Consider the following 24,645-nt stretch of genomic DNA (forward strand, 5'->3'; position numbering starts at 1 on the left):
GTTGAATAAAACTGGAATCATTTTAAATGGAAATTAGCCCGATGCTTGAAAAAGACCTGAAAAATAGAATTGCCAATACTGTCAATCAATATAAATTAAAATGCCATCAGTTAGAGGACGAAATTAATGTGCTTAAAAGCGCAATTTATCAATTAAGCCTTCTTCCTCATGGTATTCATGTGAGTCTTGATAAACCAATACGCAATCTGAGAACCAACCTTAAAGAAAATAGAGGAAGTAAAAAGATTAAGAGAAGCGTTGAGTTGTTAGTGAATGCGATGTCCAATTTAAAGGAAAAAAAGCAGCTCACTCAAGCAAACCTAACCCATTTTATTAAACAGGAAACAGACTTACTAAGTCGTGTAGCTATTACGGAAAAAGAGAAGAAAGCATTTAAGCAGGCCGAGCAATCCATTAAAGACGAGAACAATGAGCAGTTGCTTATTGAAAAATTCAATAAATTACTCGAAGATTCTATTGAGTGGGTTACAAAGCAATTAGCTGATTATCAACAAAACCAACTTCAATCTAGGAAAATTTCACAACCCAACAAGCCTTCTCAACCTTTTATCGATCATCAAATTAATAGCCGCTTAAATCAGCTGCTAGAACATGTGCTGATTCCAGAAGATCTTGCAAAAAAACTGCAGATGCTTAAGTCACGTTTAAAAGATCAACTTACCACAAGTTCATTGACAGAAGTCATTGATGCATTAACGGATTTGGTTATTGAGGCTTTTAATTTGGAGCATGACCAATTTAAAGGATTTTTAAATCGATTTGCTGATTATTTACACGATTTTGGTCAGTATCTCGAAATTACGAATACCCATAATTTGGAATCGCAACAAGAAGCGGTACGATTTGAAATAGAATTTCAAAATTGCATTCAACATATTAGAAGTTACCTTAAGGATGTAAAGACCATTGAAGAGTTATCCAGATCGGTTGGTGATGGTTTAGAAGAGTTAAGCCAGCAAATTCGCCTTTATCGTGAAAATGAGCAAAATCGAACCAAAGAATACAACGAAAAGATTATGATTTTGCAAAGTAAATTGGAAGAAGCAGAGGGTGGTGCTGAAAGAATAAGAAACCACTTATCCTCTCATAAAGTTAGGATTAACCACGATTCGTTAACAGGTTTGCCCAATAAAACCGCTTATGATGAATACATTTTAGGTGCTTTTCATCGATGGCAGAGAGGATTCGGAGAATTATCCCTAGCGTTAGCCAAGATAGATCATCTAAAAGAGATAAATAATCAATACGGTCATTTAGTCGGTGATAAGGCTTTAAAGAAAGTAGCGATTCTTCTGAAGTCATCCATTCGTGCTGCGGATTTTATTGCACGTTATAGCGCCGAAGAGTTTGTACTGGTTTTTGAGCGAACTTCAGCCTACTATGGGGCCAAGATCCTTGAAAATTTGCAAACTGCAGTTGAAGAGTGTGAGTTTTATTATCATGGGACAAAAATAAATCTTACACTCTCCTTTGGATTGAGTACGCTTAAACATGGCGATACTATAGACACGCTTCTTGCCAGAGCGAAAAAGGCGATGCATCAAGCTTAGCAATGGTGGCCACTCAAGTGACTCTTTGATTTTTTTTGCGAAAGCGGTTTTAGTGTAGAACGATTACCTCTCCCACAAATTCAGCGGCGAAAAGCATTATTGGAAGTGCTTGTTGATCTTGTTGACGGGCAAGGACTTGTTCTTGGTGTACGAGCTGTAAACCATGCTTTGCGCACAATTCTTTGATGTAATTTGGATGATGGCTGAAGCGGGCGGTGTCTTGTAATCGCCAAGGTTCATTATGGCTAATTTCAGTGGAGAAAATAAAGTACCCGTTTCGATTCAGGCGTTTTGCTACAGCAGCAAATAAATTGTTTAGATCGCCAAAATAAGGCAGTACATCTGCTGCAACCATGAGGTCGTAGTGTAGTTTATCCTTGTTTAAAAAAGGAATAAGATCTGCTTCAATCAGCTGATCATAAAGCGCTTTTTTCTTTGCTTGGGATAGCATTTTAGCGGCAATATCAACACCGATTAAGTGATGGCAAATTTCACGGAGTACTACACCAGTCAAACCGGTGCCACAGCCTAAATCAACCGCATTCTCGATATGGAATAGCTCAAATTTATGAATTAATTGGGCGATATGTTGCGGCAAGCTGTAATGCAATTGATTTTGCATGTGTTGATCGTAATACAGTGCATAGTTATTAAATAAATTCATTGCATAATCAGGGCAAGTTCTTGCTTTAATTTGTTCGCCAGTCAATGCATTGAGCATATGCCGGCTTGACGTATCCTTTGGATTTGCAGCAATAGCGCGTCTAAGTAAATTACGTGCCCGCTCTTTGTCCTCAAGACGAATATAGATGGCAGCCAAGTTGTTGAGGGCTGCGAAGTGGTGTTCATTCAAACTTAAGAGTTTTTCAAAATGGACTATCGCCTCGCTTAAATGCCCTAGAGCCATTTCGGCAACCCCTGAATTGTATAAGTATTCGATATTATTAGGATCTTGTTTTAGTAATACATCATAATGCATTAATGCATTTTCAAAGCGATCATGATGCATAAAGGTTGCAGCCAGGTTATTACGCGCTTCAAGATGACCATTATCAAACGCCAATGCTTTAGTAAAGTAATCGACTGCAAGTTGTCCCTGATCGCGCTTTAACGCAATGACACCTAAGTTGGTAAGCGCTTCCACGTGCTCGTTATTTTGTAATAAAACGTTTTGGAAATGCTTTTCTGCTTCTTCTAATTGATTTGATTCTAGATGAAGTAAGCCCAAATAAAATTCGGCATCGGGGTTACCAGGGTTAAGCGTTAGTACGTTGTTAAACTGCACCTTAGCAGCGGCTAATTGATTATTTTTGAGCAGCAAAAGGCCTAGATTAAAGTGGGCTGTTGTAAAGTCAGGTGAAGCATGCACTGCCTGGCGATAATGATGGAGCGCTTGTTTATAATTATCTTGTGAAGCGTACACTGTAGCTAGGTTGTGATGTGCTTGCGCATATTCAGGGGCAAGTTGGATTGCAGTTTGATAGTGTTCAATTGCTTTTTTAATTTGTTGGATATTTTTATAAGCGTTGGCTAAGTTATTATGTAAACTGGCATTATTTGGATCAAAACCTAAAGCTTTTTCCATATATAAGATTGCCTGTTGCATGTCGCCAAGCTGAGCGTGCGCCAAACCGAGGAAGTGCAATGCTTGACTGTCTTCAGGTTGGGCAAGCAATAGTTTTTCATAAAGGCCAATTGCTTGATGCAGCTCCCCTTTGCGTTGTAATTCCAATGCTTGTATAAATAATGCCTCTTGCACCTCATTCTTTGTCGTAATCATAATTCTGTTTCAAGTTGCCTGCGCAATTGATTTAAAGCTTGCGCGCGATGACTAATACTATTTTTAATCTTAGCAGGCAATTGAGCGACTGTGCATTGCTGGCTTTCGATATAGAAAATTGGATCATAACCAAATCCTTGATCACCCCTAGGTGTTTGACAAATTGTTCCTGTTAATCTGCCTGTAGCGATAAGGGGAGTTGGATCCTCTGCATGCATGACTAATGCAATGGCACAATAGAAAAAAGCTTGACGCTGGGAATTAGGGATTGCTGCAAGATTGCCCAGCAATAAATTAATATTATCGTGATCGCTGGCATGATTCCCGGCATAACGCGCCGAATAAATGCCTGGTGCACCGTTAAGTGCCTGAACGACTAAGCCCGAATCATCCGCTAAAGCTGGTTTATGACCTAGGCGGCTTGCATGACGTGCTTTGATAATTGCATTTTCAACGAAGCTTAATCCTGTTTCTTCAGCGTCTTTTATGCCTAAGTTTGTTTGAGGGATACAATGCCAGTGCGACAAAATAGCGCCTAACTCAGCAATCTTACCCTTGTTTGAAGTGGCTAAAATAATTTCTCTCATGTTAGTTCCAGTTTATTCGCATTAAAACGCACATAAATAAGTTCATCTGCTGGTTTTCCTGTTTTGCAATCGAGTCGATAATGGTGCAATCTGGCTTCCAGATCAAAGCCACATTTTTCAGCAACACGAATGCTTTTGGTGTTATCTGCTTGAATACAAATTTGTACCCGTGCTGCTTTCATAGCTTCGAAAGCATATTTTGTTAAAGCGATCGTTAATTCTGTAGCCAGACCCAGCCCAGTGTACTCCGTATCCAACCAGTAGCCTATTTCGTAAAACGGAACCTGAGGGTCGCTATGCTCATTGTAACCACATCCGCCAATGATCTTGTTATTTTGTTTGTAAATAACCACCATGGGGAATTCTATTTGATTCTTTGTTTTCCATTGCACTATTGCTTTGGTAACAAATTCTGCTGTGGTTTCTAGGCGGGGATCACTCGCCCAAGGCATCCATTGTTTTAATTCGTTTAAAGAGCGATTAATCGCTTGGTTAAGAGGAATTTCGTCGCCAGGCTGAGGCGTTCTGAGCAACAAGCGAGGCGTTTCCAAAGTGGGGGGCGTTTTTTTAGGCATTGAGTTACTCTGAAATTGATTTAAGCACGTTTCCAATCTTAATGTATGTATTATAATTGTCATGTCATTTTTAATTGCTCCCCCTCTATTTTTTAAAGTGAAAGCGATGGCAAATAATCAACGATTCATTGAAGTAGTTCCTTATAACCCAGAATGGCCAAAGCAATTTGAGCAGGAAGCAATTCGTGTCAAAAAGGCGCTAGGAGAGAATTGTATCGAGATTCATCACATTGGTTCTACCGCGGTACCAGGATTAGCTGCTAAGCCGGTTATTGATATGATTCCTGTAGTTGAAGATATCACTTTAGTCGATGCTGCAAACCCATTGATGCTGAAACTTCACTATGCAGCGAAGGGTGAATATGGCATCCCTTTTCGACGGTATTTTCAAAAAGGAGGGAATCAGCGTACCCACCAAGCCCATGTTTACGAAGTGGGGAATCCTGAGATTGAAAGGCACTTGCGCTTTCGGGATTGGTTGAGTTTAAATCAAGCAGACAGAGAGGCTTATGCAAACCTGAAGCAGAGTCTAGCTCGTCAATATCCTTATGACATCACGTCCTATTGTTTAGGTAAAGATTCGTTTATAGGTGATATTGATAGAAAAGCAGGGTTTAGAGGATTGCGGATGGTTAAAGCGCTCACCACACGCGAGTGGGAGGCAGCACGCCATTTTCGCCAATTTTACTTTTTTGACAGGGCGGGACTAGCTGACCCATACACATGGACTTTCAAAGATGAAAAGCATACTCATTTTGTCTTGTATCAAGGTGCTGATATCGTGGGCTATGCCCACATCCAACAATGGCCAGATGCTCGTGCAGCGATGCGTATTATTGTCATTGATGAGCTGTATCGTAACCAGGGTTTAGGAGGCCAATTCCTTAAGCTTTGTGAACGATGGCTCAAACAAGGTGGGTTTATAACGTTGCAGGTTGAAGCATCAAAGGACGCAAAGAATTTTTATGTCAAGCAGGGCTACCTCGAGATGCCTTTTAATGATCCCGATGGGTATGAAAGTCATCCTGATGATATCGCTATGGGACGGTTATTATGATGCCTATATTTATTTCATCCCACAGACTTGGCAGGATTGATAAAAACCAACAATAGAAAAATCATCATCAGCGAGACGAATTAATGCTTGCTTTTCTTCTTCCCACTCTGCTTCGCTTTTACCTTGAAGCAGTGCTGTTTTTTTAAACGCCTCATGTCCATCAACTAATTTTATTTTTTGTTCGGCAGTGCTGAGGATTGGTTGGATGAGTTTTGAACCTTTAATCGTGAAGCCTGATTTTTTCATCCAATAAAATAACTTCATGCCAAACTCACCATCGCGATCTAAACCGTCGTGCTCTTTATCGGGAGGAAGAATAGATGGGCGCGAATATTGCCAGGCTGGGGATGGCGGGTAGGAAAATGCTGCACTAATAATTCCTTCTTCCGCGATATAAATACCATTTTTATTCAATAGGTTATAAAAAAGGCGAATGGCGAGTCTTGGGCTATGTAAATGATGAAGCACAAACCGACAATAGACCAAATCAAAGGTCTCATTAAGGGAATCGAGATCGTAAACAGAAAGTGGTTTAAAAGTGACATTTTTATCTGCCTGCTGCTGGCAAAATCGTTCAGCACGTGCTAATTGTTCAGCGCTATTATCAATCGATAACACATGCCCATGATCGCCAACGCGACGGGCTAGATAATGCGTCATAATCCCTGACCCGCTACCGACATCCAATATACGCATCCCGGGTTGAATACCGTGGGTCTCGATGAAGGATTGAGTTGTAGGATTAAAAGCCATATCAAGTATATCGTAATCCAGCCCCTCTTCAGGTATTTCCAACTCATAACGCTCGTTTTTTTCCACAGTTATTCTCCTTATGAGTTATCCCTTAATTATAGAGAATTGGGGGGCAAATTTGTTACTTCATTTAGGCGTGAATTTTGAGAGATCATAAATGTTTAGTTCTTTTTCGATGATTGCAACTTGGGAAACGATGCCCTCGAATCCCTCTTTTCCAAATTGTTTATGCTCCTCAGCCTCAAATTGTTCGCCCATTTCTTGATATTCCCTGTCTGAAACAATTGTTTTTAGGGCTGGAAAAAGAACAGTGTCTTCTCTTGCAGCATGAGGTTCGTACATCTTAATGAATTGGGATAAGATCTTAACAAGATTGTTGCTATTCACCTTCAATTGCTTTGGGTTAGCTAACCCCAAGATAGCATGGGTCAATTTCCTTCCAGTTTGATGTTGAATTTTGAGGGTATTCACCAGGTTAACCAGAAGGCCTGCTTTTTCAAATCGAGGGAATAGGAAGTTTTCTTCAAGTTTTTCATGATAGTCTTCAATAAAATGCCGAACAATACTGGCTGATTTATGGAGAAGGACGGGGTTTAATTCTCCATTGTTTTCAATGCGGAAAATCGCTTCACGATAAATCAGGATTATGCGGCGCAATACTCCATGTTCTCTCATTAAATCTTCGTTTGGCGAAATTTCATTTTCTTGTTTTACCGCGCCGAACAGTGATTCTGTGAGCAATGGACTTGCTAGTAGTGAACCGCCCAGCACTATAGCTGCCTTTTTTAAGAAAGCTCTTCGACCCAATTCAGATGACATAACGATCCTCCTGGAATTACTTTTTGTCATTCGATAATGCTCAGCAGAGTTTAGAGTAGCAATTTAGCCCAAAATAGCTAGACTTGTATTAGAGCCCTTTATTAACGGAGGGGCAACATGAAGCAACAGTATACTGCAAATGCGTATTGCAATGAGGAAAAAATTGCGGCAAGAGAGGGAGATAATATTGATTTGCTCTATGCCTGAATAATACTGCGAGAGAGGGGAAGGTGAGGTGTTTATGCAACAATACCAGATAAACAGAGGAACGTTAACGTTAGATGAAAAAAGTAGTTTTGATTTTTGTTTCACACTGAGGCACATGAGAAAAAAAACTGTTTAATGATGCACAAATTTAATAAGGAGATAGTAGGAAATGGATTTAAACATGACATCCAATCCCCCATGCCTGGCTAAAATCAATACGCAATTTTGATGAAATTACCAAATAAAGAAGACTTACCTTATAAGAAGGCATTCAATTTTGTCATTCTTTTAGGGGTTGTCAGCTTATTTGCGGATATCACTTATGAGGGGGCACGCAGCATTATTGGGCCTTATCTTGCTTTGTTAGGAGCTAACGCAGCTATAGTGGGTTTTGTTACGGGCGGCGGGGAGTTACTAGGGTACGTACTACGCAGCGCTTCAGGGTACCTTGCTGATCGCACAAGAAAATATTGGACAATTACTATCTTCGGTTATGCCTGTAATTTATTTGCGGTTCCTTTGATGGCATTAGCAGGACATTGGTGGATTGCTGCGGCTTTAATAATTATCGAACGTGTTGGTAAAGCAATCCGAACTCCTGCCCGGGATGCCATGCTATCCCACACTGGGAATAAGATGGGCATCGGGTGGGCATTCGGGCTACATGAAGCGCTTGATCAAATTGGGGCAATGATTGGTCCCGTCATTATTGCTGTGGCTCTTTATTTTAAAGAAGGATATCAATGCAGTTTCGCAATTCTGTTAATTCCTGCTTTGCTTGCTTTAGCCACCTTACTGTTTGCACGCTGGTTATATCCTCAGCCACAAGATTTGGAAATAGAGCAGGGCAATCTGCAAACCTTGACAATGAATCCAGCATTTTGGATTTACTTAGCAGGAGCTGCATTAATTGCAGCCGGTTATGCTGATTTCCCGTTAATTGCTTATCATTTTCAAAAAACAGCGCTTCTATCACCCACTTGGATTCCAATCTTTTACTCAATTGCAATGGGGGCTAGTACCTTAAGTGCACCATTGTTGGGTTATCTTTATGATCGCAAAGGCTTTGTTGTTTTAATTACGGTGAGTCTAATTTCGTGCCTCTTCGCTCCCTTTGCATTTTTGGGAAATTTCAATTTCGCTTTGGTCGGCGTTATCTTGTGGAGCATTGGTGTCAGTGCACAAGAGTCTTTAATGCGTGCTGTTGTCGCTCAGATGATACCGAAAGAAAAAAGAGCTTCTGCTTATGGTATTTTCAACACTGGATTTGGGATTTTTTGGTTTTTAGGCAGTGTGTTAATGGGGGTTCTTTATGATACCTCTATTCTGGCGCTTGTTATTTTTTCAGTGACGGTGCAGTTGTTAGCTGTTCCGTTACTATTGATTGTGATGAGTAAATATTTTTAGGAGGGGGATTCTGCACGAATTTTCTATGCTTTGGGTCCATGAAATGGGTCTGAATCAGAAGATTCAGAATCGATTGAAGAATCTTGACCACTTTGAGCGGTTTCAGCGGGTGAATCATATTTTTTAACTTGTCGCCAATGCGTTGGCTCCCCTTTCTGGAAAGTTCTGCTGAAAAAACTTCCCACGTATTGATGAGAAGCGTTTTTGTCGAGATGGAGCTGTAAAATCGATTTATATTTAACTAAAGAAGCAGATTTATCACTGCTTTGTTCAATTGTTTGCACTATGGTTGTTTTAATTTGCTGCCATAATTACTTATTATTCCCTTCTCGCACCCTAAGCAGCATGTCTTTCAATTGAGCAGGATTATCAAGAGGGAGGTCCTGTTGTTCTAATTTAAAAGGCATTGCTTTTACTTGAGAAAAATCTTTATCGGTATGTATTCCTTCCAAGCGCTTGATGTCTTCCTGTAGTGTTTCCCATCTTTGCTTATCTCCGCGTAGACGAGCCAAATGAAGTAGGTAGGTAAGTTGGGATAGGTTTAAAGGAGTATCATCATAATTTACACAAGCTTCTTTAGAATCCCACATCCCTTTTGCGCGTAATCCATGGCAGTTGACAAATTCGCCATATTCTCCATTAAAATTTACCCCGAAACTAAAGCCCGATTCATCTAAATTTCGACCATTACCCGCACAAAGTTGAAGATCAGTAAGTTGGAAGCCTAATTCAGTAACTTGTTTATTAAGGACTTCTAAAATTTCTTGGTCATCAAAAAGGCCGTTGGGGTAGTGTGAACTACTCAATCCAATTACTGCTTCAATTTCAGCATCTTTAGGTGCGTTGGCTACCATTGCTTTAAGAATTTCTTTTCCTTCTTCTGAATCTAAAGCATAACTTGTGATACCTCCCGGGAAATGAATCATAGATAGGCGTTTAATTTCATTGTTTTTCTTCATGATAAAGGCAAACGACACGCATTCCGTCATGCCTGAGGTAAAGATACCATGGCCTTCAGTTGGGTCTATATTTACGACATTTCTTGGATCGCGCTCAGCATAAAATGGCGCGTATCTGTAAGAAATGACATCATCGTTGATCGCATCAATATCCATAATTACACCTTTGTACAGGGTAATTATAGTACTTATTGATCCTTTATTGATCTAAATTTAAAAAAGAGATGGTTGAGGCGCTGGCGGATTCAATGAATTGAATCCGCATTATTCTCCTATTGTGCGTCTGCTTTTGTTTTATAAGTTGAGTTTGCGGGAATGTCAGTTGATGAATAAACGCTAAGAATTTTAAGTGGGTTCTTAGTGCTTAGATTAACAACATTATGCTCAACCCCTTGTGGAATAAAAACGATATCACCAGGATTAATCATGGTGCTTTTGCCATTCAAGATTGCTTTACCTTGCCCTTTAACCACAAAAATGATTTGATCAAATTGATGGGTTTCTTTACCAATTTCATTATTTGGGTTGGTAGCAGGTGAAACGCTCATGAAAACAATTTGAGCATTTTTTGCAGTTAAAAAAGCAAGCTTCCAGTTATCGTTTTGTTTGGCTTTCTCAAAAATCTGGGGTATCACTACCGCGTTAGATTGATTGTTATCGCTAGCTAGAGACGCCCCATTAATACCAAACAGCAACAATAAAATTAGAGATAATTTAACTCTGTTCATCGGAAAACCCTCCTTAGTAATCTAATGGATTTATGACACATCATAACTACCACGTCTTACAAAATTTAAATACGCCAAAGAAAAAAGCTGTAATAAATGTGTAAAAAAATCACATAATGTATTGAAAAAAAACTTCACCTACATTAAATTATAAGTTAGAGAATTAGCTGGGCTTACACAACTTACAATCTCAGAAGGGAGGTCAGCACTAATAAGCCGTGTGCCAGCTTCACTTAGATGAAGACGCCTAACGCTCATTATCCGACATCCACCTGTACATAAGAGTTCGGTCGTAAGTCCCACTAATTCCTATACTCACCTTGTTAGTGCAACGAATCAAACCCAATTCTAAGAAGCAACTGATGTAAATATACCATCGCAATGCTTCATATGCTCCTCAACGAATTTTGTCATAATTTATGTTGATTATTTTTTGTGACCCCCTTTGGTGCATTCGCAAGTTGGTTTGCCATCTGCATCACAATAACACCCACAACCACCACCGCTGCAGGTAATTGATTTACTGCCTTGTTTGCAGTCTACATCACAGGATTTTTGATTAGAGCAAGAGCAGGTTGCTTTGCCTTCAGCGTCACACCAACACCCGCAGCCTTCTTCGCATTCGATAGCACTGGACCCTTTCGGGCAATCCACGTCACATTTATCGGCGTAAGCAGAAAGAGGGGTAGACAGACTCAAAGTGAGAAACGATGAGTAAAGAAAAGCTTTAAGCAGGGTTTTCATGGTTGAACTCCTTTTCGCTCCAATTGTAGCTGACCTCACCACATCACTAATTATAGCATAGGGAATACGCACCTATTTTCGTTCAACCTAACATTTACCTATGACTAAATTAAGTTTACGCAGTACCTTTTTTTGCAGTGCAAGTAGAGTGACCGATGGTGGTTCGGTTTAAATAAGTCCAGTCTGTTGTCATGGCCCCATTTTCTTGTATATTCATCACGGAAATCCCAGTTTCCTTCGTATTTTGGGAATTAACGAAAACAAGCGCTATTGTTCTTTTTTTCTTATCGTAAATGCCAGTGCCGATATAAGATGCATTGTCACTAAACGAACTATTGACGGAATAGGTTTGTCCTGTTTTTTTGATGACCATCTCTCCTTTAAACACCATGTTCGGATGTTCTTCATCTGTGCCGGTGCACTCATAATCTCCTTCTAAATTTGAGGAAAAAGTAGCAGCTGGAGCTTGTGCTGATAAGCCAGATAACAACAGGAGTGCCAATAGATAATTTTTCATGGTTAGATCCTTCATTCTTAAGTAGGTTATTTTCCTTCGGCGCATCTTATCAAAAAAATATAAGCAGACAAATCAAAATTGTTCTAATGTTCCAGTTACTAAGCAATAGATAAAAAATTTAACCAACAAGCGTAAAAATTTAGTATTGACAAATACTTAGATTGCATATGAAATAGCCATGGAATTCAGTTTGAGAACATCATAGCCGTCTTTTGTATACAAGGAATTGATTTTTAACAGATTTTATATTTTCCCCGATTCGTCTTGTTTACTTCAAGTTGGACCACTGTTCAAAAGTAATTTCTACCATCAAAAACACTTGATGTATCTTTTTTTAGGAAAAGCGCAAGGTAGGCATAGAGATCTTAAAATTAGGATTTTATATGGATACAAATAAGAAAAAAACTATAGTCGAAGTGCTAGGCCAACTTGCCTCTGACTACCCCCAGCAGTTACTGTATACCTTCTCCGGCAATCATACCGAGGCTTCACTTACTTATAGCGATCTCGATTATCAAGCTTGCTTGATTGCAGCACAAATGAGTAATTATGCATCAAGCGGTGAACGCGCGATTTTGCTTTACCCAGCTGGACTTGAATTTATCAGTGCTTTATTTGGCTGTTTTTATGCTGGCATTATCGCCGTGCCAACTTATTCACAAAATTTTCAAATGCAAAAACTCTTGCCTCGGCTTAAATCAATTATGCAAGACACCGAGGCGACGTTAATTTTAACGACCAATGCAATTGTAAAAGAAAAACAGCGCTTCATTGAAAGCGCACCTTGGCTTGAGGAGGCTGTATTTTTAGCAACGGATTCATTCGAAGCTTGGGGTTGCACAGGCTCCACGGGAGTGATTACGGAGATTCATCCTGATTCGATTGCTTTTTTGCAGTATTCTTCTGGATCCACGGGAACCCCAAAGGGAGTTATGGTGACTCACCAGAATCTCATAAGCAATTTGCGGATTATTCGCGATGCTTTTGGTCTTCTACCGGGTCAAAATGTAGTCTCTTGGCTTCCTCACTACCATGATATGGGATTGATTGGCAATATCTTAGGGGCATTGTTCAGTCGAACCCCTCTTCATTTATTTTCACCGATGGATTTTATTCGTCGTCCATTGCGGTGGCTGGAGCTAATTAGCAAGACTCAAGCGGTAGTCAGTGGGGGACCTAATTTCGCTTATGAATTATGCAGCCAATATTTTAGTCCTGAACGATGTGAGGGATTAGATCTAAGCTCTTGGGAAGTGGCCTACAACGGTGCGGAAATGGTACGTGAGAGTACGCTCACACGGTTTAAAACTATTTTTTCAGGCTATGGGTTTAAAGCGAAGTCATTTCACCCTTGCTATGGTTTAGCCGAAGCAACGTTAATGGTAAGCAGTTCAGGAAAAGCCCAAGGTTCACGTGAAGTGATTTTAGATAGGAAAGCGCTTTTAGAGGGTGAGGTTAAAAAAACGACAGATGTTGCCTCGGCTTTTATTGCAGTAAGCAGCGGGAAAATCCAAGCGACTCAACAGGTGGAGATTGTCGATCCTGAAACAAAAAAAAGGTGCCTGCCTGGCCAAATCGGTGAAATTTGGGTAAATGGTCCTTCGGTGTGTAAAGGGTATTGGAATCGAGCTCACGAAACAGACGCTACGTTTAAAGCCGTAATAGAGGGAGCAACAGGACAGCAATTTCTTCGCACTGGCGATTTAGGGTTTTTAGAGGAAGATTGGTTGTATGTGACCGGAAGAATGAAAGACCTTATCATTATTCGTGGACAAAATCATTCGCCAGAAGACATCGAAACAACTGTCGTTGCAAGTCATCCTCTCGTTGCACAAAGTCGTGCAGTTGCTTTTAGTCATGAATTTGATGGGCAAGAAAATTTAGTTGTGCTGGTAACGCAACCTAAAGCGTTTACCGAGCAAAAAGACGCGATAGAGCAAGCTATCCGGAAAGAAGTCTCTGCAAAACATGATTTAGTCATTAAGGAATTGCTCTTCATTAAAAGGGGAAGTATCCCAGTAACTTCGAGTGGAAAAGTACGTCGCGGTGAATGTAAGAATCGCTACATTGAAGACAAACTTGATAGACTTGAACAGGAAAGCAAACTAAGCAGAAAACCAACAGAGCTTATATCAGCAAGTGCTAAACCTAGGCAAGAAGACCTCTTCAAACTAACGCCAGATGCGCGGTTTGCAGTAATCCTAACTTACCTGCAGAAAGTCTTAGCGCGCGAATTGGATGTGAATTTGGATGAAATCAATATCGTTGCGCCATTAAATCTTATCGCTGTGGATAGCCTTTCTAAGGTAAGAATTCAGCATGAGATTCAAGAAATCACTGGGGTAAAAATCAGTGCAGAATGCCTTTTAAGCGAAACAACTTTGATCCAGCTCTCTAGGGAAATTGCAGATGTTATGGAGGACAGTACTTCTGTTGAGCAACCCTTGTCAGAATGCGGGATTAATGAATTCCCCTTATCTTGCGGGCAGCAATCGTTATTTTTTCTGAATAAGCTCATCCCTGAAAATGTTGCTTATGTTATTTCCCGTGGAGTCAGGGTCATTACTCCGTTGAATTTATCTGCGTTGGAAAACGCCTTCAGAAATTTACTGACTCGACATGTCGCGTTACGTACACGTTTTTACGAACAAAATGGGGTAGGTTTTCAATCAATCGTTGAATCGTTTACACCCGATTTTAGTGTTATCGATGCTAGAGCCTGGTCTGACGCAGAGTTGTCGGCTTATTTAGAAAACTACTCAAAGCAGACGTTTGATTTGAGTGCCGGCGCATTAGCCCGCTTAGTAATGCTGCAGCAAGGGCAGGAAGCGGTGCTGCTTTTTTCTGTGCACCATATTGTCTCTGATCTCTTCTCACTTACTTTATTGTTTTCGGAATTATTCGAGTATTATCATGCGGAAATTTCAGGGGAAAAAGCGCATTTACCTCACTTGCTTTCTTCTCCGCAAGGTTACGTCCAGCACGAAAGGGCGTTTCTTGCTTCTGATAAAGCCCAGCAAATGCGCCAATATTGGTTGGGAGAATTAAGTGGTGCCAATGGTTCGTTGGATTTACCCTCAGACTACCCACGTCCACCGGTAAAGAGCTATCGGGGAGAGACATTTACATTTAATTTGCCAGCTAAGCTTAGCAAAGCAATCCAGGAATTGGCGGCAAAAGAGGGAGTCACCCAATATGTGGTATTGCTTTCAGCTTATTTAGTTCTGCTGCATCGTTATACTGAAAAATCTTCAATTATTGTTGGTACACCCATGGCCAATCGCGCAGATGCAAGGTTTGCTAACTTAGTGTCTTATTTAGTAAATCCAGTGGCAATTAAAGCTGATTTTTCGCAGTCAACCACTTTCAAAAAAATTATTGGACAAATTAAAAATAAAACGCTTGCAGCTATTGCAAATCAGGAATACCCCTTACCTAGAATCATCGATGATCTTAGGATTAAGCGGGATGCCAGTACTACTCCTTTATTTCAGGTCATGTTCAGTTACTTAAATCCTATGCTCGGGCATGACGTCTCTGCTTTCGCTTTAGGGCAAGGGGGCGCTTGTTTAAATTATCATGGGTTGACGCTTGAATCTTACCCCATTGAAACATATGGCGCCCAATTTGATTTAAATGTGGGTGTTGCTGTTGTCAATGGTCGAATTGCTTCAACTTGGGAATACAGCACAGACTTGTTTAATAGAGACACTATTGAAAGGATGACTCAGCACTTTCAAATGGTGCTCCAGCAAATGATCAGTGATGTAGGGCAAAATGTCGGAACATTCACACTGCTTAGTGAGGAAGAAAGCGAACAGATGTTGGATGCTTGGAATGCAACTGAAATTCATTATGAGTTAGAGAAGCCTTTGCATCAGTTATTCGAAACCCAGGTTGAGAAAACACCCGATAACCTTGCTGTTCTCGATAAAAATAATTCACTTACGTACTCCCAGTTTAATGCACGTGCTAATGAGCTCGCGCATCATCTCATGAGTATGGGGGTTGGGCCAGAAAGCATTGTTGCCATCTATATGCATCGTTCGTTGGAGATGGCAGTTGCTCTCTATGCGGTGCTTAAAGCTGGAGGGGCTTATTTGCCTCTTGATCCAGGTTACCCGCAAAATCATTTGGAATGGGTGCTAAATGATGCCGCGCCTAAAATGATTTTAACGCAACCCGATTTGTTTTCGGCACAAATTGCATGTCCAGTGATAAGCCTAACTGCGCATGGGCAAGAGTTTAAAAACCAACCGAAAGAAAATCCATCTGTGGCAGTCAAGCCTGAGGACAGTGCTTATATTATTTATACCTCAGGATCCACAGGTAAACCCAAAGGCGTGATAGTTCCGCATCGTGGTATTCGTAACCGTATTCTTTGGATGCAGGATGAATATCAATTAAATGCCCAAGATCGTGTTTTACAGAAAACTCCTTATACATTTGATGTTTCAGTTTGGGAGTTTTTTTGGCCGCTAACGGTCGGGGCTTCACTCTATATGAGCGAACCAGGCGGTCATAAAGATCCAGACTACCTAGTCAATACAATTCAACAACACGACATTACCACAATCCATTTTGTCCCTTCGATGTTAAAGCCTTTCTTAGACAACGAAAAGGTGGGGCACTGTCAGGCGCTCAGACGTATTTTCTGTAGCGGTGAGGCATTAAATCCCGAATTGGTAAAAGTCTGTTTTTCTAAACTTAATGCGGGGCTATACAATTTATACGGGCCGACAGAAGCCTCTATCGATGTTTCGTTTTGGAATTGTCCCCGCGATAAAGCAATCCCACGCGTGCTTATAGGTAAGCCTATTGCCAATACCCAGCTATACATATTGGATAGCAACCTTCTTCCTGTTCCAATCGGCATTCCAGGGGAATTATTTATCGGTGGCGTTGGGTTAGCAAAAGGCTATTTAAATCGGCCTGAACTAACCGCTGAACGATTCGTCCAGCATCCATTTTCGAGTGATCTCAAGGCAAGGTTATATAAAACAGGCGACCTTTGTCGGTTTAATGATGAAGGGTCAATTGAATATTTAGGCCGTATTGATAACCAGGTTAAAATCCGCGGATTTCGTATCGAGTTGGAAGAAATTGAGTTAGCACTCTGTTCGCATCCTTTAGTTGCTGAAGCGGTCGCTCTAGCGGTTCGCGATGCAACAGGTGGCCAACGTCTTGCTGTGTACTATGTGACTAGTTCAGTAGAAAACCCACAGCCTTCAGTATTAAGGGGGTATTTAAGCGAACGGTTACCGGAGTACATGGTTCCTGCAATTTATCAGCAGCTTGATCGGTTACCCCTTTTGTCGAATGGCAAAGTGGACAGGAAATCATTACTCCAAATCAGCACCTCAATCACTGTCGATGCAGACAGGGCTTATGTTGCCCCTGTGACCGAAATCGAAAAAATACTTTGCAGTGTTTATGAAACCGTTTTGGGTGTTGAACGCATTGGGATCAATGATAATTTCTTTGATTTAGGCGGTGATTCACTTTTGGTTTTACGTGCTGTTGCTAAATTGCGCGATTTGGAGATAGAGGTGACTCTACAGCAGTTGTATTCTAATGCTACAGTTGCCGAAGTCGCCGCTTTGATTGAAAAAAATAATAAGTCGAATGATAAGCTTGCTGCACTAGAGCCTTTCTGCTTGATTAACCGGGAAGATTTCATAAAATTACCTGCTTCTATTGAAGATGCTTATCCATTAAGTAAGATGCAGGAAGGGCTTGTTTTTCATAGTGAATTTAGCCCGGACTATGAAATTTATGTCATGGGCTTGCACATTGGCCTTCCCCTAGAGCTAGCGTGCGTGCATGAGGCTTTGGCAAAGTTAAGCCAGCGCCATCCTTTATTGCGCACTTCTTTTGACACTATTCACTACAGCGAACCTCTGCAATTTGTTCATCCTGAGGTAAGGATACCGGTTACTTTGTTTGATATTCAGCACTTGGCTTCGCAAGCCCAAGAGCAAGAAATCGATCAGTTCATGCGGCAGGAAAAATGGCGCAAATTTGACTGGACTAAGGCGCCTTTTTTACGACTTGCTATTCACAAACGAAGTCTTGTCGAGAGCCAATTCACCTTCAGCCATCCCTTGTTTGATGGCTGGAGCATGGGGCTGATGGTCACTGAGTTTTTCACTATTTATGGGGCTTTATTGAAGAAACAGAATCCTCCGCTTAATCCTGCCCCTAAAATTAACTACCGTGATTTTGTTGCATTGGAGCGACAAACCATGGCTTCAGAGACTTCTTTAGCTTATTGGCAAGAGAAACTTTCTGGGATTGCGCGTAGTGAATTGCCGCGCTGGCCTGCACATCGTAAAGCAGGCCCAGGAAATCATATCCGCATGACTGTCCAAGTCCCACGTTCAACCCTAAAAGGATTACAAGGGCTAGCTGCGATTGCTGAAGTGCCTTTTAAATCGGTATTGCTTGCAGCACATATGCGCGTGGTAGGTCTTTTAACCGGACGCAGTGAAGTGACAACTGGGTTGTTAGCCAATGGCCGCCCAGAAGAATTGGATTCGGACCGTGTTATCGGAATGTTTCTAAATACAGTACCTTTCCACCTCAAATTACACAGTAAAAATTGGATAGAATTGGTACACGATACTTTCCAAACAGAACGAAACATGCTGCCGCACAGGCGTTTTCCCCTGGCTGAACTAGTAAGGACGTTTGGAGATGGGAATCAACTTTTTGAAACGGGATTTAACTACATCCATTTCCATGTCTATAAAGCTTTGGAAAATGTCCCTGATTTATCTGTTTTAGGCTGGAAGAGTCCTTCTGATCAGACCTACTTCCCCTTAACTGCCTATTTCCATTTGGATATTTCCCAAGCTAGCTCGGAGCTTTTGTTTTTCTTAGATGTCGATACTGGGGTGTTGGCGCAGCAACAGATTGAATCTTTATCGCATTACTACCTGAACACGCTTAAGGCGATGGCCGCGGCTTATGATACCGAATATAAGACTATTCCTTTACTCCCGCTTGATGAACATAAGCTGGTGGTCGAAGAGTGGAATAAAACTCACGATGTCATGGCGGAAATGGCACCATTTGTCTATCACTCTTTCTCTCTGCAAGCAGAAATGCATGAGGAAAAGATTGCAGTCCAGTGTGAAGACGGGCACCTGTCTTACAGAGAGTTGAATGAACGTTCTAACTGTCTAGCCCACTATTTGCGCGAATTAGGAGTAGGGCCGAATGTATTGGTAGGAATTTGTCTTGAACGCTCAGTCGATCTCATTGTAGCTCTCTTAGGGATCTTAAAAGCAGGCGGTGCTTATGTACCGCTTGATCCCGGATACCCTAAAGAGCGATTGGCCTTTATGCTGAACGACGCGCAATTAGCCATTGTTCTGACTGAAACTTCCACCTGCGAGAATTTACCAGTTGGAAATTATCACAACGTTAATTTGCGATCCGATTGGCCAGCGATCAGTACTCGTTCACATGCCCAGCCTGTTTTTGAACAGAAAAAAGACGATTTGGCGTATGTTATTTACACTTCCGGCTCAACCGGAACACCGAAGGGCGTAGAAATTCCTCATCGAGCATTAAGTAACTTTTTAAGCTCGATGAATTCACAATTAAATTGGCAGTCTTCCGACGTTTTGTTAGCGGTGACCACTATTTCTTTTGATATTGCCGGCCTTGAACTTTATCTGCCGCTAACCACCGGTGCCCAAGTCTTTTTAGCTTCAAAAGAGATGAGTATCGATGGTGAAAAACTCGCTTTAACCATGAGCAACAAAAGGATTACGGCAATGCAAGCAACCCCAGCCACTTGGCGAATGTTGATAAGTACTGGTTGGACGGGACATGCTGGCCTAAAAGCACTTTGCGGCGGGGAACACATGTCACAAGAGCTTGCCCGTGATTTATTGGATAGAGGGTGTGATTTATGGAATTTGTATGGGCCTACCGAAACTACGATTTGGTCGACGTTATGGCATGTTGAATCCGCGGATGAGTTAATTCCCATTGGGAAACCCTTAGGCAATACTCAGGTTTATGTATTGGATGAGTTTAAGCACCCTGTGCCTATAGGGGTGCCAGGGGAACTTTATATCAGTGGGCTTGGTGTTGCCCACGGATATCGTAACCTACCCGAATTAACCGCAGAACGATTTACGCCTGATCCGTTTAACCAAAACCGTCACAAGATGTACCGTACCGGCGATTTGGTCCGATTTCGCCCAGATGGTGTTTTAGAATATTTAAGCCGCGTTGATCAACAAGTCAAAGTGCGGGGATTTCGTATCGAGCTAGGCGAAATAGAAACTGCTCTCAATGGGCTTGATGGCATTGATAAGGCGATTGTCCGGATTACCGAGGACGGTTTTGGAGAAAATTATATCGTTGCTTATCTTTTGGCCTACGATAAAGAAACTTACACAAATACCCAATTGCGCCATTTATTGTTGGAGAAATTACCAAGCTATATGGTGCCTTCAGCGTTTGTATTTCTAGAACAATTTCCTTTAACGCCAAACGGGAAAATCGATCACAAGGCTTTGCCAAAACCTGAAGAACTTTCTCCGCAATTAAACAACGCTTATGCAGCACCGACTAGCGAAATCGAACAAAAAATCGCTGAAATTTATGCCGAGGTACTGCGTGTGGAACGAGTTGGTATCGATGATAATTTCTTTGATATGGGCGGGCATTCTCTCTTGTTAGTCAGGATTCATGGTCAATTGCAGGAGTTTTTCGAGCGCAAAATACCTATCGTTAAACTGTTTGAATACCCAACTGTCCGCAAGGTTGCCACCTTATTTGCTAAGCAAGACGAATCAACAGCATCTGCCCAGGCAAGTAATCGTGCGAATACACGGAGAGATTGGATGGCTAAACAACAAAAACGGCGTAATCCAAAACTTGCAGATATTCCAGTTGATTGATTAGTGTAGGTTAGGCCAAGAGCCAAGGCCCAACCTACATCGGTCAAAAAGAAAAGTTAATAGCGCATGTAGGGAGTGACATGCGAAAAGTCTAAGTGAGAAAACATGAATAATATAGATGACCATCTGCTTCAATTCGGTATTGCGGTTATAGGGTTGGCAGGCCGTTTCCCCGGTGCAAATAACATTGACCAATTCTGGGAAAACTTAAAAAACGGGGTTGAATCGATCAGTTTTTTTTCTGACGAAGAACTTAAGGAAGCGGGTGTTCCCGAACAATTACGGCTTGACTCCAACTATGTTGCTGCTAAAGGCATTTTGGATGATATCGCGGGATTTGATGCTTCTTTTTTTAATATTCCACCACGGGAAGCAGAGCTCATCGATCCCCAGCAACGGATTTTTTTAGAGTGCGCCTGGGAAGCGTTGGAATGTGCAGGGTATAATCCTTTCAATTTTGCAGGCCGTATAGGCACGTTTGCGAGCGCCAGTAAAAACACTTATCTATTATTCAATTTAATCACCTGCCCTGAACTACATGAGCCTTCATTAGCCAATCAGGTGCTCATTGCCAATGACAAAGACTATGTTAGTACCAGAACATCGTACAAATTAAATTTACGCGGACCAAGCATCACGGTACAAACAGCATGCTCAAGCTCCATGGTTGCTTTGCACCTTGCCTGTCAAAGTTTAATGTCTGGCGAGTGTGACATGGCATTGGCTGGCGGTGCTGCCATCGATGTCCCTCATAAAGCAGGTTATTTATATCAATCAGGCGGTATTTTTTCTCCAGATGGGCACTGCCGGGTGTTTGATGATAATGCACGTGGTACTGTTTTTGGTCAGGGTGTGGGGGTCGTTTTGCTAAAACCATTAAGCAAAGCGATTGAAGACAGGGATTGTATCCACGCTGTTATTCGCGGTTCAGCGATTAATAATGATGGCGCCAATAAAACCGGCTTTACCGCACCCAGTGTGGAAGGCCAGATGGAAGTGATTACTGAAGCATTGGAACTTGCTAATGTTGATCCCTCGACCATTTCTTTTGTTGAAGCACATGGTACTGGGACTGTATTAGGGGATCCTATCGAAGTGGAGGCTTTGAAACTTGCTTTCAGAAAATACACCAATGAATCAGGATTTTGTGCCCTAGGTTCAGCAAAGACAAATATAGGTCATTTAAATGCTGCTTCGGGTATCACTGGATTCATTAAAGCCGTATTAGCCCTGAAAAATGCTGAAATTCCCCCGAGCTTACATTTTGAGCGGCCTAATCATCATATTGATTTCAACGACAGTCCTTTCTTTGTCAGCCAAGGTGCAAAATTTAATCCAGGAAATCCAAGACGAGGTTGTGTAAGTTCTTTCGGCATTGGTGGAACAAATAGCCACGTTGTATTAGAACAAGCCCCTGAGCTGCAAAAAAAACATCAAGAAACGGGATGGCAAATACTCCCGTTTTCTGGGCGATCTCTTAAAGTTTTATCGCAAATGCAACAGCGTTTAGGGCATTATCTAAAAGTGCATTCATCTGATCTTGCTGATGTCTCATATACGTTACAAGTTGGGCGACATGCCTTTGCCCATCGCCGTTTTCTAGTTTGTCGTGACATAGCGCAAGCAGCGGACATCTTTCTACAGAATGAATTGACTAAAATCAAAAGCGCTGTCGTTGACGAGCGCCGCCGTTCAATCAGCTTTATTTTTCCTGCGCAAAGTGATTTGCAGACAGGGATGACCGCTGAGCTTTATCAAACCGAAAAAGTTTATCGGCAAACCTTTGATGCCTGCTCTCAATTAGTGCGAAACTTAATGGGAATCGATTTGCATTCGGTCTTGTACACTACGACAAAACAGGCGATAACTTCTGCTGAAATTCCCGGAAAAATCAATCAATTATTACTTTTTACCATTGAGTATTCCCTTGCCCAATTATGGATGGCATGGGGTATCGAACCACAAGCCCTATTCGGTGAGGGGGTAGGTGCTTATGTAGCGGCGTGTCTAGCTAACGTGATTTCTTTAACCGATGCTCTATCACTCATCGCAGGCAAACTCTCCACTTCACAACTGAATTGCCAAAATCCGCAAATTCCATTGGTATCTCGGCTAAGTGGTGAATTGGTTCGAAATGAAGAATTTAAAGACGCAACCTATTGGTCTTTAGAACAGAGCGGTTCTTCCTTACCAGAGCAGTTAGCTAAACTTACGAAGCGACCTGATCAATTGTTTTTAGAAGTCGGAATAGGGGATAGTCTCACTCAAGCAATGAAGCAAGTGAATGAAAACCAAACACCCCAATGGGTTGTGACGTCTCTTCCTTACGTTAATGATGATGATCGTTTTTCCATGCTAACGGCGTTAGGCACACTTTGGTTGATGGGTATCGAACCCCAATGGGATGCGTTACATAACACTTCGCAGCGTACACCGTTACCGACTTATCCCTTCGAACATAAAAGGTATTGGATAGAACGGCGAGAGCCTTCTGCTTCTATCCAGGCCTCAGTTTCAAAAAACACTGAGGATGTTGCTCAATACAAAAGGCCAAATTTAAAAACAGAATTGATTGCACCGCGTAATGAGATAGAACAACAATTAGTTGCCATTTTCACTCGGCTGTTGCGAATAGCACCCATCGGTGTTCACGATAACTTTTTTGATCTTGGCGGTGATTCCATGTTAGGGGTGGAGTTAATTGCTTTGGTTAAGGAAGCCTTTCATTTGAATCTTCCCTTGAATGCCCTTTTTGAAGCCCCGACCGTGGAATCCATAGCCAGTCTAATTTCTACAGCCCAAACGCAAGGTGTGGCGAAAGCTTTGGCAGGTCGGGCGAGCGAGGCAGCCCAAGATTTAGTTTTAGATGCCAATTTACAACCGCCAACACAGTTTCAATATGATGCTAATCCTTTCGCTGTTCTTATCACGGGTGCTGCCGGATTTTTAGGTAGTTTTATTGTGCATGAGTTGTTGCAGAAAACCAGCTCCAAACTCTATTGTTTAATCAGAGCCCCATCTTTGGAGGAAGGCTTTTCTCGTTTGGAGAAAGCGTTTGCTCAGTATGGTTTATCAGGCCTTGAGCAAAGAGAGCGGATTCATCTTGTCTTGGGTGATTTATCAGTGGCTCGTTTTGGTCTTTCTGAGCAGCAGTATTTTGAATTAGCCGAAACAATTCATTCTGTTTACCATTGCGCAGCCAGATTGAGCTTCATCGATCCTTATCGCAACTTGCGCAAAATTAATGTGCAAGGGACTAGGCATGTCATTGAATTTGCTTGCCAGACAAGGACCAAGCATATTCACCATGTTTCTTCAATTGCTGTTTATGATTCAGAGAATTACGTCGGTCTAGCTCATGCGGATGAAACCCTACCTCTTGAAAACAGCTATGGGTTTCATACCGGATACGATGAAAGCAAGTGGGTTTCCGAGCGTCTTATTAATGAAGCTGAAAAACGCGGGATTCCGGTCACCATTTATCGGCCAGGGAATATTTCTGGCGATAGCCGCACAGGGGTATGTTCCGCATCTGATTTCGTTGGGATTATGTTGCGGGGATGTATTGATTTAGGTTTTGCTCCGGATAACGATGCTTATGTTGACGTGGTTCCTATTGATTATGTCAGCAGGGCGTTAGTGCATTTGTCCTTACAAAAGCACACGATGGGTGAGAAATACAATCTGGTCAATGCGACGCCGGTGCGTTGGATTGAAATGGTTCAAATGATCAGAGAGGCGGGCTATCCGCTTAGCACGGAATCATTTGATGACTGGCGTGAGCGATTGCGTAGGGAACGCCAACAGAATAGAAGCAATCCGATGATTCCTCTTTTACCGATGTTTGATGACAGACCTTTATTTTCGAATCGTTGTTATAGCGGTAAAAAGGTAGCAGAATGCTTGCGAGAAACGGATATTCGTTGTCACCCAATGGATACAAAACTATTTACAACTTACCTTATGAACCTAGTGCGTCAGGGTGTTTTGCAAAAACTTTAATTACACAGGAATAATAAT

General features: G+C 41.7%; 15 protein-coding genes and 1 other RNA gene. 6 read left to right on the forward strand and 10 right to left on the reverse strand.

Annotated elements, in window-relative coordinates; genetic code table 11:
* The first annotated feature begins 26 nt into the window (after positions 1 to 26).
* A complete protein-coding gene (locus tag LMI_RS02975) occupies positions 27 to 1,571 on the forward strand; it encodes a GGDEF domain-containing protein (RefSeq protein ID WP_045098470.1) in 1,545 nt (514 codons plus the stop codon).
* Positions 1,572 to 1,620: 49 nt separating this feature from the next.
* Here LMI_RS02975 and LMI_RS02980 read toward each other — a convergent pair whose 3' ends face one another.
* The 3 genes from LMI_RS02980 to LMI_RS02990 are packed head-to-tail and all read right to left on the reverse strand — an operon-like array spanning position 1,621 to position 4,513.
* Complete coding sequence (locus LMI_RS02980; protein WP_045098471.1) at positions 1,621 to 3,351, reverse strand: tetratricopeptide repeat protein; 1,731 nt, start codon at positions 3,349 to 3,351, stop codon at positions 1,621 to 1,623.
* On the reverse strand, positions 3,348 to 3,938 hold the full coding sequence (gene rdgB, locus LMI_RS02985) for an RdgB/HAM1 family non-canonical purine NTP pyrophosphatase (RefSeq protein WP_045098472.1): 591 nt from the start codon (positions 3,936 to 3,938) through the stop codon (positions 3,348 to 3,350). Before rdgB ends, LMI_RS02980 begins: the two co-directional genes overlap by 4 nt.
* Positions 3,935 to 4,513 (reverse strand): GNAT family N-acetyltransferase, encoded by a 579-nt coding sequence (locus tag LMI_RS02990; RefSeq protein ID WP_045098473.1) that lies wholly within the window; start codon positions 4,511 to 4,513, stop codon positions 3,935 to 3,937. Before LMI_RS02990 ends, rdgB begins: the two co-directional genes overlap by 4 nt.
* A 106-nt stretch (positions 4,514 to 4,619) precedes the next feature.
* Between LMI_RS02990 and LMI_RS02995 the strand changes: the two genes are divergently transcribed.
* On the forward strand, positions 4,620 to 5,570 hold the full coding sequence (locus tag LMI_RS02995) for a bifunctional GrpB family protein/GNAT family N-acetyltransferase (RefSeq protein WP_045100532.1): 951 nt from the start codon (positions 4,620 to 4,622) through the stop codon (positions 5,568 to 5,570).
* Between the two features lie 9 nt (positions 5,571 to 5,579).
* Here LMI_RS02995 and LMI_RS03000 read toward each other — a convergent pair whose 3' ends face one another.
* Complete coding sequence (locus LMI_RS03000) at positions 5,580 to 6,389, reverse strand: class I SAM-dependent methyltransferase (RefSeq protein ID WP_045098474.1); 810 nt, start codon at positions 6,387 to 6,389, stop codon at positions 5,580 to 5,582.
* A 60-nt stretch (positions 6,390 to 6,449) separates the two neighbouring features.
* The gene (locus tag LMI_RS03005) at positions 6,450 to 7,142 is read right to left on the reverse strand and encodes a hemerythrin domain-containing protein (RefSeq protein ID WP_045098475.1); all 693 of its coding nucleotides are present in this window, start codon (positions 7,140 to 7,142) and stop codon (positions 6,450 to 6,452) included.
* A 435-nt stretch (positions 7,143 to 7,577) separates the two neighbouring features.
* Here LMI_RS03005 and LMI_RS03010 point away from each other — a divergent pair, with 435 nt between their 5' ends.
* Positions 7,578 to 8,756, forward strand: coding sequence for an MFS transporter (locus tag LMI_RS03010; protein ID WP_045098476.1), 1,179 nt, complete (start codon positions 7,578 to 7,580; stop codon positions 8,754 to 8,756).
* Positions 8,757 to 8,779: 23 nt separating this feature from the next.
* Here the strand turns inward: LMI_RS03010 and LMI_RS15570 are convergent, their stop codons facing one another.
* From LMI_RS15570 to LMI_RS03020, 3 genes are all read right to left on the reverse strand, one after another.
* Positions 8,780 to 9,040, reverse strand: coding sequence for a hypothetical protein (locus LMI_RS15570; RefSeq protein ID WP_231852213.1), 261 nt, complete (start codon positions 9,038 to 9,040; stop codon positions 8,780 to 8,782).
* A 27-nt stretch (positions 9,041 to 9,067) separates the two neighbouring features.
* Positions 9,068 to 9,871 (reverse strand): hypothetical protein, encoded by an 804-nt coding sequence (locus tag LMI_RS03015; RefSeq protein WP_231852215.1) that lies wholly within the window; start codon positions 9,869 to 9,871, stop codon positions 9,068 to 9,070.
* A 116-nt stretch (positions 9,872 to 9,987) separates the two neighbouring features.
* Entirely contained in the window at positions 9,988 to 10,443 is a 456-nt protein-coding gene (locus LMI_RS03020; RefSeq protein WP_045098477.1) for a cupin domain-containing protein, read from the reverse strand.
* Between the two features lie 179 nt (positions 10,444 to 10,622).
* On the opposite strand from LMI_RS03020, the gene ssrS reads away from it, so the two are divergent.
* Positions 10,623 to 10,730, forward strand: a non-coding RNA gene (gene ssrS, locus LMI_RS15795) — 6S RNA.
* A gap of 139 nt (positions 10,731 to 10,869) precedes the next feature.
* On the opposite strand, the gene LMI_RS03025 is transcribed toward ssrS, so the two are convergent.
* Positions 10,870 to 11,187 (reverse strand): hypothetical protein, encoded by a 318-nt coding sequence (locus tag LMI_RS03025; RefSeq protein WP_045098478.1) that lies wholly within the window; start codon positions 11,185 to 11,187, stop codon positions 10,870 to 10,872.
* Positions 11,188 to 11,302: 115 nt separating this feature from the next.
* Positions 11,303 to 11,704 (reverse strand): hypothetical protein, encoded by a 402-nt coding sequence (locus LMI_RS03030; RefSeq protein WP_045098479.1) that lies wholly within the window; start codon positions 11,702 to 11,704, stop codon positions 11,303 to 11,305.
* 383 nt (positions 11,705 to 12,087) lie between these two features.
* On the opposite strand from LMI_RS03030, the gene LMI_RS03035 reads away from it, so the two are divergent.
* Positions 12,088 to 20,625: a non-ribosomal peptide synthetase gene (locus LMI_RS03035; protein WP_045098480.1), complete on the forward strand. Its 8,538-nt coding sequence runs from the start codon at positions 12,088 to 12,090 to the stop codon at positions 20,623 to 20,625.
* A 105-nt stretch (positions 20,626 to 20,730) separates the two neighbouring features.
* On the forward strand, positions 20,731 to 24,627 hold the full coding sequence (locus tag LMI_RS14770; protein WP_052679429.1) for a type I polyketide synthase: 3,897 nt from the start codon (positions 20,731 to 20,733) through the stop codon (positions 24,625 to 24,627).
* The last annotated feature ends 18 nt before the right edge of the window (positions 24,628 to 24,645 follow it).

Source organism: Legionella micdadei (genome assembly GCF_000953635.1).
GTDB lineage: Bacteria > Pseudomonadota > Gammaproteobacteria > Legionellales > Legionellaceae > Tatlockia > Tatlockia micdadei.

Excerpts from the sequence above, each read along its gene's own strand:
- LMI_RS02990 (WP_045098473.1), bottom strand. The coding sequence starts at position 4,513 with ATGCCTAAAAAAACGCCCCCCACTTTGGAAACGCCTCGCTTGTTGCTC.
- LMI_RS03010 (WP_045098476.1), top strand. The coding sequence starts at position 7,578 with ATGAAATTACCAAATAAAGAAGACTTACCTTATAAGAAGGCATTCAAT.
- LMI_RS02980 (WP_045098471.1), bottom strand. The coding sequence starts at position 3,351 with ATGATTACGACAAAGAATGAGGTGCAAGAGGCATTATTTATACAAGCA.
- LMI_RS03020 (WP_045098477.1), bottom strand. The coding sequence starts at position 10,443 with ATGAACAGAGTTAAATTATCTCTAATTTTATTGTTGCTGTTTGGTATT.
- LMI_RS02975 (WP_045098470.1), top strand. The coding sequence starts at position 27 with ATGGAAATTAGCCCGATGCTTGAAAAAGACCTGAAAAATAGAATTGCC.
- LMI_RS14770 (WP_052679429.1), top strand. The coding sequence starts at position 20,731 with ATGAATAATATAGATGACCATCTGCTTCAATTCGGTATTGCGGTTATA.
- rdgB (WP_045098472.1), bottom strand. The coding sequence starts at position 3,938 with ATGAGAGAAATTATTTTAGCCACTTCAAACAAGGGTAAGATTGCTGAG.
- LMI_RS03035 (WP_045098480.1), top strand. The coding sequence starts at position 12,088 with ATGGATACAAATAAGAAAAAAACTATAGTCGAAGTGCTAGGCCAACTT.
- LMI_RS02995 (WP_045100532.1), top strand. The coding sequence starts at position 4,620 with ATGGCAAATAATCAACGATTCATTGAAGTAGTTCCTTATAACCCAGAA.
- LMI_RS03005 (WP_045098475.1), bottom strand. The coding sequence starts at position 7,142 with ATGTCATCTGAATTGGGTCGAAGAGCTTTCTTAAAAAAGGCAGCTATA.
- LMI_RS03030 (WP_045098479.1), bottom strand. The coding sequence starts at position 11,704 with ATGAAAAATTATCTATTGGCACTCCTGTTGTTATCTGGCTTATCAGCA.
- LMI_RS03025 (WP_045098478.1), bottom strand. The coding sequence starts at position 11,187 with ATGAAAACCCTGCTTAAAGCTTTTCTTTACTCATCGTTTCTCACTTTG.
- LMI_RS03015 (WP_231852215.1), bottom strand. The coding sequence starts at position 9,871 with ATGGATATTGATGCGATCAACGATGATGTCATTTCTTACAGATACGCG.